Raw genomic sequence first — 7,763 nt, forward strand, 5'->3', positions numbered from 1 at the left:
CTCTAGCTGTTGCTGGGAGGTTAGCTGAGGAGCGGTAAAAGTCGGGTCGACGGCAGCGCGCATCTCGCCAAAGATCCATGGCTGTCCGATAGCTGCTCGTCCGACCATCACCCCATCCACGCCATAGGTGTCAAAAGCGTGCCGCACCTCCTCGCCAGTCGTTATATCGCCATTGCCGATGATCGGGATCTGGATCTCAGGATTGGAGCGCACCGCACCGATCAAAGACCAGTCAGCGCTCCCCTTGTACATATCGCTGCGCGTACGCCCGTGGATGGTCAAAGCTGCGATACCACAAGCCTGTAGGCGTGGCGCCAGCTCGGTAATGATAAGACTGTTGTGATCCCACCCTAGACGTGTCTTGACCGTCACGGGGCAACTAGCCGCAGAGACCACTGCGGCGGTGATTTCGAGGAGTAGCTCGGGGTCCCGGAGCATACCACTGCCCGCCCCCTTGCCCGCGACCCTCTTGACAGGGCAGCCGAAGTTGAGGTCGAGTAGGTCAGGCTCCAATTGGCAGGCGATACGTGCCGCCTCGCACATCGTCTCCACATCACGGCCGTAGATCTGTATGGCGACGGGACGCTCTGCTGGGTCTATACGCATCTTGCGCATTGTACTGGGAACGTAGCGCACGAGCGCATCGGCACTGATGAACTCAGTGTAGACGAGGCTTGCGCCAAACTGCTTACAGAGCAGGCGAAAGGGGGCATCGCTCACATCCTCCATAGGTGCGAGTAGTAGTGGGCGAGAGCCTAAGTCAAGGGTGCCTATCTGCATAGCTATTCTTCTGTCGGGGCGAAGCAGGTAAACTGTACGGCACTGTAGGACTTGTGCCAAGCGAAGCGGGCGGACTCAGCAAAGTCTACCGTGTCGGGGTGCTCTAGTACAAAGATAGAGCTAGGGCACCACGCTTTACTGGTGAAGAGTAAGTCGGGTATATCCTTGATCCACGGTAAGTTATATGGGGGATCGGCAAAGATCAGGTCGTAAGGCTCCCCATCGTACTGACGTAAGTACTGCTCTACGGAGCGATTGAGGACGAGGAGTTGCTTGCTCGAGAGTATTTCTTTGTCTAGCGTGTCAGCGGCCGACCTGATGAAGGCTGCATGCTTAGGATGCTTCTCAATAGAGGTCACCGAGGCTGCTCCTCGAGAGACGAACTCGAGGGAGATACTCCCGATACCCGCAAAGAGATCCAACACCCGCATACCCTCCACATCATATTGTGCCGAGAGACTGTTGAAGAGCGCCTCCTTGGCAATGTCTGTCGTGGGGCGGAGCGTCAACCCTTTCGGCGGGGAGAGACGACGGCGACCATATTTGCCTGCTATAATGCGCATGGTAACTCAATCAAGCGTACCAATAGTCTGTCGGCATGACAGATACGTCCCAGTCGGCAGTCGTGAACTGTCGGTAAAGCGCCTGCAGAAGCTCACCGACCAAGCTGTCAGCACCCACTGTCCCATCGGATAGTATGATGGATACGGGAGCTGCGTGATCCACAGAGCTTTCCAAGTACACCTTACTTAAGAAGTAGAGGACCTGGTAGAGATGATGCTGCCAGGAGCGGTAGCGAGGCCAACTGTAATGATTAGCCCGAAGCAAGTTTCCCGACTGACATAGTACCAGATCGCAACCACCCTCCACTAGTTCAACGCCTAGCGAGAGCCCCGTCTGAAGGGATGACTGTCGCAACACCCGCTGGGCAAAGGGTAGGATCGTCGGAATAAACTGGCAAGCTACGAAGCTGCGTTGTAGGAAGCCCTTGACTAGATGACTAAAGCCTACAGCTAGACTAGGCTTGCCATCTCCCAGTGTGTACGAGTTGCTGTAGTACTGCTCTTCATCTGCAAAGATAGGAGCCGTCAGTCGCCACCAGTGTACATCCTGCTCTCCACTCATGCCACTCGGTATGACCACGTAGTGAGAGGCGGGGTAGAGTACTCGGACCTCTCCCTCAGGGTCACTGAGGAGAGGGTGCTGTGTGATGATGTCTCCCCAAACAGCAGAGACACGAGACCAGTCCAGTGGCACGAATTGGCTCTGTCCCTTGGTATGATAGCCTTCCTGTGCGCCCGCCACGCCCTCTTCGTCCGAGAGCCCATATAGATAGACAAAGCCATCTGCAGTCAGTCGCAATGCGAGCGATGGAACTGCAGATGCTAATGTATCTGTAGGTAGTGCTGGAGGCTGCTGCATAGTAGCTATATATAGTATAGAGTCAGACAACAGACTTCAAGCCCTGCGATCCTTCTGTCCTCAAACGAGGAGCGAGATAAGAGTCGGCAGACTGTACTCGAAGTCTATTGCCTGAATCTGTAGAACCGTGTCACAGTATCTAACGGTGTGGCGGTAGGAACAGAGAGCTACTCAAAAAGAGGGGCTTACTCCCAGTTGCCAGTGCTCTTGACCTCCTTGAGAGAGCCTAGAGCTAGACCAGGATATCCAGTGCCCTGGTAGCGAGCCTCTGCCTCCTTGATAGCTGCGTTGAGGAGTCGATGATCCTGATCAGCAAGGTAGACTGATAGAGGTACAGCCGTGCGGAAGACGGGCACCATCACGACATCCTCACCAATCTCCTGAGCGACAGATGCGGTATCAATCTCTATGACAGACTCGGGGAAGCCAGGTACCTGTAGAAATTCCTCAGGTGTCATGCCTCCCTTGAGTAGTGAGTCGCGTGCGCTCATCCATACGGTATCACGTACGATCAGCCCCTTGGCAGCAGCCTGGCGCTCATTCAGTCCAGCCTCACGCATAGCGTCTGTGTAGTCGCCCTCAGAGCGGACGTAAAAGAGCTTACCATCAGTGAGGAACTGACGCAGCTCATCCACGGGAGCATAGCGGTTGTAGACATCGTGGAAAGCACTCTCCACAAGAGCCACCTGCTTCAGACGTTCTTGGATAGGAGCCTCACGAGCGACACGAATCTGGGAGAATCGCTCTGGTGTCAAGATGCTCATGACTGCTAGATAGCCCACGACAACTGCCGCTACGAGCAGAAGGACGGTCATTAGTTTTCTCATAATATCGCCTATAAGTTTTGTTGTGTTGATTACGCTAGTTAGGTAATGGTTGGGAGACCTCTAGAGAGTATAGATCAAGAGAGGACGAACCAATCACAGCGCAAATATACGCTTTTCTCAATAGATAGAGCAAATCATCACGCACTAACTCAGGGCTGACGAATTATAGCGAACGAATACATCTACGTCTCTATGACAGAAATCGGGAGGTGGAGGAAATCGGGAAATTCATCCGTAGATATGTTGGATTATCCAGCGAGGAAACGAAAAATTCTTCCGAAGTTTCATTTCATTCTTCCGAAGTTTCATTTCATTCTTCCGAAGTTTCATTTCACTCTTCCGAAGTTTTATTCCGCCCCTCGGTGGAGAATTTTCGTTTTCTCGTGAGCTATTGGGGAAATTCCTCGGGAGTTATCGGACTTAGCGAAGGTGTATGAGTATCAATAGCGCTATGAAGCCAGGATCAAGCCACATATCCCAAAGTTGTCGTCAAGCGTAGTGAGTGGAGTGCCGATATATAATGCGTCAGCCCTGTGCCACAGAAGCCCCGCAAGTCAACGCGTGACGCAGGGCTCCTCTAACTTCTAATGTCTAACCTCTAAGCCTTATCCTTTGTCTCAACAATGTTTGAGGTGAACTCAAGCCAGCTCTCGCTCTTCTTGTATAGCTTGCTACTTCCTTTCGGCACACTGAGCTTGCGAGCTGTGCCAGCTACGCTAAATAGAGCCATTATTCCGACCTCCACCTGTGCGGGGTCGGCCACACGGATCTCCACCTTGCGGAGCTGATCGCAGAAGGCAAACGCCATATCTCCGATCTTGCGCACGCTCTGGGGTATCACTAGGACCTCGAGATCTTGGGCATCGTAGCCAGCATTCTCAGCGATCTCTTGCACCGTGTCGGGGATTCTATAGACATCATCATTCAGCCCCGCAGGGTACTGGATTAGCTGCGTCTGCTCCTTATTATATAGGATCCCGTCGATAGAGGAGTAGCATGGATTGTTCGGATCCACCTCAATCTCAAGGAGCATGGTGCAGTCGTGGAAGGGGGAGACCCCGAGACGAATCGTCTGCGCAGGCAGAGACATAAAGCTGAGACTTGAGCAGCGGGCGAAAGCATACGACCCCACCTCCTCTAGATGATCTCCGAGTATAACCTTCATTAGAAAGTAGTTGCTTGCAAAGGCTAGCCCCGCAATCTTACGCACCTCCTCAGGTATCGTAAACTCCTGCTCCTCCTTAGACGCAGGATAGTGTACCAAGACACTCAGATCCTTGCTATATAGGATATCATCCCGCACGACGTAGTGCTCACTCTCTGGGGCTACGGTGATCTGCTCCATAGCCAGACAGTCCGCAAAGACTCCATCGCCTAGGCGCTCTACCGAGGCGGGGATTAGCACCTTCGTAAGGTCACTACAATTGCTAAAAGCCATCTCCTCAATCACCCGAATGCCCTCCGAGAGCGTGAGACTGCTGAGCTGGATGCAACCATTGAAAGCGTTGTCCCCGATCTCCTGCACATTGCCCGGGATGACCAGTTCGTGAAGCGCCATAGTACCCGCAAAAGCACTGCGCTCGATCCGCTCCACCGTGTCAGGGAGAACGAGCTCCCTGAGAGCGACACACTCGCTAAAGGCAAAAGCCCCCACACACTTCAGTCCCGAGGTAAGCTCTAGTGCGATCATACTGTCACAAGACTCAAAAGCCCCCTCGCCAATCTCCTTGACGCTCCCTGGGATCGTCACAGACTCTAGGCTCTGACAGCAGGCGAAAGCGCTCTCTCCGATATAGGTCACTCCCTCGGGTATCTCAACGCTCGTGAGCTCCGTACAGTTATAGAAGGCGTAGTCACCGATACGGGTCACACCCTCTTTCAAGATGACCGTATCAATCTGATCGTTGAACTCAAACCATGGTGCCTTCCCAATAGGGTAGTCGGGTAGAGCTCCCGTACCTGACAGCGTGAGAGAGCTATCCTTGGGGTCATATTGCCACAAGAGCTGCCCCGCCTCACCGCTCTTTGGCATCTTAGTCTTACTCATTGATTGAGTCCCTATTTAGTTTGGTGATCCACTCAGCGATCAGCTCCAGTACCTCGGGAGCGATCGTCTCACTGATCTGATAGTACTCGCTCACGGCTCCCGTCGTCGCATGCTGGAAGAGGTGGTTCAGCCCCTCCAGCTGGCGCACTTGCCGTGGTGTCCCCGTCGGGAGACTCTGCTCGATGACGGGCAGATGCTTATCCGCCAGCACCTGTTGGTCTAGCGAACCGTTGAGTGCCAGCACTGGGCAGTGCGTCTGCGCTATATCCCCCTTCGGATCATACTGTGTGAAGTAGATCAGCCAAGGGTTCAGCCCATCGGCAACCTTCTTGAGATCCAAAACCAAAGCAATAGGGAGCTGGTAATGTCCCTCCGAAAGCACCTTCGTGACCAAAGCTTCGCCACGCAAATCGCTCTGAGCCGCTTGGTCAAAGGTTGCTACAGCAGCTCGCAGATACTCTGCGCGAAGCTTTTCTGGCACCTCCGCCTGAGTAAGGGCAAGGTCCATTTGGTCTTGCAAAACCTCCTTGCCAGGCAGCGTGCTACCCGCTAAGCTAATGATGAAGTCAGGGACACCACGAGCTGCCAGCATAAAGGCGATGGTCCCGCCCTCGCTATGTCCCAGCACGCCCACCTTGTCAAAAGCCTTCCGACCACGTAGGTAGCGAACCGCAGCCTCTGCATCGTCCGCTAGCGTTGCGCTGGTCGCCTCGGCAACAGTGCCCGAGTCTATATCGTCGTGATAGCCACGGTCGTCGTAGCGCAGCGTCGCTACGCCATGCCGAGCCAAGTAGTCCGCCAGCACGGCAAAGGGCTTATGCTCCGCAAGGGTCTCATCACGATCCTGTATGCCCGACCCAGAGACAAAGAGAACGACCTGGCTCACACGGCTCCCCGCCTGATGCCCGACAGGGTAGGTGAGCGTGCCGTGGAGTGGTGCCGTGCCATTGTAAAAGGTCACCTCCTCCGTCTCGTAGGGGTAGGGCGGCTGTGGAGTCTGCGGACGATTAGCCTTGGCGGGCTTGCTGGCTCGTACGAGTGTGAGCGGTAGCGACATACTGCCCTGAGCGAAGGTGCCCACGATGGTGTCGCTACTCGTTAGCTTCCCCTCATAGCGAACGTATAGGTTCGGAATGGTGATGACGATGCCCTCGGCAAGCTCGATCGTTGCCTCGATACCTGTCGCCATCTGCGACGGACTATCCATTGTGCAGCAGACAGTCTCTTGCTGATCCTTGCCGATGTTGAAGCGAAGCGGTAGTTCCGTGCCCGAGACTTGTAGCGCTCCCTCCCAGATGCCGAGAGGAGGTGCCTGCTTTGTCTCTTGTTGCGCTGATAGAAGCAGTGCGCCACAGAGGTAGCAGCAGAGGAGAGTGAGTAGTTTGCGGGGTGAGGTCATAGTTTCTATTGTCATGGTTTGGTTTCGCTTAGAGTCCGTGCACTTTGTTGGGGTTGGCTTTGATAAACTCCTTCCAGCTCTTGGCACTCTCGTTGGACGTAGCCACCGCATTGGAGGTTTGCAGGAAGTGACAGTAGGCGACCGCCAAGCCATCGGTCGCATCGAGCTTCTCGGGCATCAGTTCGGCGGGAATGCGTAGCACCCGCTGGAGCATTGTCGCCACCTGCTCTTTGGAAGCTTGCCCCGTACCCGTGATCGCCTGCTTGACACGCATCGGCACATACTCCGCGATGGGTATATCTCGGCTCAGGGCCGCCGCCATAGCGACCCCCTGCGCCCGCCCCAGTTTGAGCATCGACTGCACATTCTTACCATAGAAAGGTGCCTCCAGAGCCATCTCGTCAGGTAGGAACTCATCGATCAGCCCCGCAACACGCTTGTAGATGCGCCCCAGACGGGTGTAGTGATCCTCGTAACGGCTCAGCTCGATCACCCCCATGGTGAGCATCTCGGCATGCTGCCCCCGCACGGAGAGCAGCCCGTAGCCCATCACGATGGTGCCGGGGTCGATGCCTATCAGTATGCGCTCGCCACGTGACTTGCTCATAGTGCGATCTGTCTCATCGGTGTGACATGGTATAGGACGCGTTCGCCGAAGGTCTTGCCCAGCAGCTCCAGTCGTTCGCCCAGTACCTCAGAGAGATAGTGCCCTAGATCTCGCTCCTGCTCTAGAGAGATGAGCAGGGCTAGGACCATATCGTCCATCGGCTGCGCCATCACCTCGAGGAGATCCACCTGCGCCACGCCCTCATCGTCACGGAGCAGCGGCACCAGCCTAGTGCGTAGGAACTCATTGAGGAGCGCATACTCCTGAGCTTTGAGAAAGAAAGAGACATTCACTCGGTACATAAGAAGCAGTAGTTAACCAAAGAGTATCGTGCGACTAACCTGCCGCACGCCACAAAGATACCAAAAAAGCCCTTGCGGTGCTTACTGCGCCAAGAGTATAGCTAGCTCTTGCGGTCGTGTGATAAGAGTACACATCTATACCTAAGGATGACACGTTATAGCCCTATATCCTATGGTCTACGAGTGATAACAACTAAGGAACATTTGGTTGGAGTCACGCTATGTAGCTCCATAGGCTCTCGCTATAGCGACTCTTACATCTTTGCTGATTTCAGTTTCTCCCGAAGAATTTTCCAATAGCTCACGAGGAAACGAAAATTCCCTACCGAGGGGCGAAATGAAACTTCGGAAGAATGAAATGAAACTTCGGAAGAATGAA

The 7,763-nt window shown here is 54.4% G+C and carries 8 protein-coding genes; all 8 read right to left on the minus strand.

The features are described from left to right. A partial coding sequence (locus tag Q0X57_RS06525) for a tRNA-dihydrouridine synthase family protein (RefSeq protein WP_297729272.1) occupies window positions 1–780 on the minus strand: 780 nt, incomplete at its 3' end. Between the two features lie 2 nt (window positions 781–782). Beyond that, complete coding sequence (locus Q0X57_RS06530) at window positions 783–1,343, minus strand: RsmD family RNA methyltransferase (protein ID WP_297729275.1); 561 nt, start codon at window positions 1,341–1,343, stop codon at window positions 783–785. Window positions 1,344–1,353: 10 nt separating this feature from the next. Further along, window positions 1,354–2,202: a DUF3822 family protein gene (locus Q0X57_RS06535; protein ID WP_297729279.1), complete on the minus strand. Its 849-nt coding sequence runs from the start codon at window positions 2,200–2,202 to the stop codon at window positions 1,354–1,356. 185 nt (window positions 2,203–2,387) lie between these two features. Continuing rightward, window positions 2,388–3,029, minus strand: a complete 642-nt coding sequence (locus Q0X57_RS06540) for a hypothetical protein (RefSeq protein ID WP_297729281.1) — start codon at window positions 3,027–3,029, stop codon at window positions 2,388–2,390. A gap of 598 nt (window positions 3,030–3,627) precedes the next feature. Next, window positions 3,628–5,076 (minus strand): leucine-rich repeat domain-containing protein, encoded by a 1,449-nt coding sequence (locus Q0X57_RS06545; RefSeq protein WP_297729284.1) that lies wholly within the window; start codon window positions 5,074–5,076, stop codon window positions 3,628–3,630. Further along, entirely contained in the window at window positions 5,069–6,475 is a 1,407-nt protein-coding gene (locus Q0X57_RS06550; RefSeq protein WP_297729287.1) for an alpha/beta hydrolase, read from the minus strand. The genes Q0X57_RS06545 and Q0X57_RS06550 overlap by 8 nt, the downstream gene beginning before the upstream one ends. A 28-nt stretch (window positions 6,476–6,503) precedes the next feature. After that, window positions 6,504–7,082, minus strand: coding sequence for a crossover junction endodeoxyribonuclease RuvC (ruvC, locus tag Q0X57_RS06555; protein WP_004331386.1), 579 nt, complete (start codon window positions 7,080–7,082; stop codon window positions 6,504–6,506). Then, window positions 7,079–7,384 (minus strand): hypothetical protein, encoded by a 306-nt coding sequence (locus Q0X57_RS06560; protein WP_297729290.1) that lies wholly within the window; start codon window positions 7,382–7,384, stop codon window positions 7,079–7,081. Before Q0X57_RS06560 ends, ruvC begins: the two co-directional genes overlap by 4 nt. Between the last annotated feature and the right edge of the window lie 379 nt (window positions 7,385–7,763).

Source organism: uncultured Porphyromonas sp., assembly GCF_947254915.1.
GTDB lineage: Bacteria > Bacteroidota > Bacteroidia > Bacteroidales > Porphyromonadaceae > Porphyromonas.